The sequence below is a fragment of the Acidiluteibacter ferrifornacis genome (genome assembly GCF_009909615.1).
Classification (GTDB): Bacteria; Bacteroidota; Bacteroidia; order Flavobacteriales_E; family Vicingaceae; genus Acidiluteibacter; species Acidiluteibacter ferrifornacis.
Window position 1 is genome coordinate 1 of record NZ_WWNE01000013.1, and the last position, 628, is coordinate 628.

Below are 628 nucleotides of genomic sequence, written 5' to 3' on the forward strand. Positions count from 1 at the left end.
GCACGGCCTTGCGCCGGCGATGGTTCATTCAAATTTCTTCCCTATCAACTTTCGATGTTTGGGTAGTGGCCAAACATGGTGGCAACGGGTAACGGAGGGTTAGGGCTCGGCCCCGGAGAAGGAGCCTGAGAAACGGCTACTACATCCAAGGAAGGCAGCAGGCGCGCAAATTACCCAATCCCGACACGGGGAGGTAGTGACAATAAATACTGATACAGGGCTCTTTTGGGTCTTGTAATTGGAATGAGTACAATTTAAATCCCTTAACGAGGAACAATTGGAGGGCAAGTCTGGTGCCAGCAGCCGCGGTAATTCCAGCTCCAATAGCGTATATTAAAGTTGTTGTGGTTAAAAAGCTCGTAGTTGAACCTTGGGCCTGGCTGGCCGGTCCGCCTCACCGCGTGCACTGGTCCGGCCGGGTCTTTCCCTCTGTGGAACCCCATGCCCTTCACTGGGTGTGGCGGGGAAACAGGACTTTTACTTTGAAAAAATTAGAGTGCTCCAGGCAGGCCTATGCTCGAATACATTAGCATGGAATAATGAAATAGGACGTGCGGTTCTATTTTGTTGGTTTCTAGGACCGCCGTAATGATTAATAGGGACAGTCGGGGGCATCAGTATTCAATTG

General features: G+C 50.8%; 1 rRNA gene. It reads left to right on the plus strand.

Annotation, left to right across the window (positions count from 1 at the left end):
- Window positions 1–330: ribosomal RNA gene (locus GQN54_RS15345) — 16S ribosomal RNA — on the plus strand; the annotation flags it as partial.
- Between the last annotated feature and the right edge of the window lie 298 nt (window positions 331–628).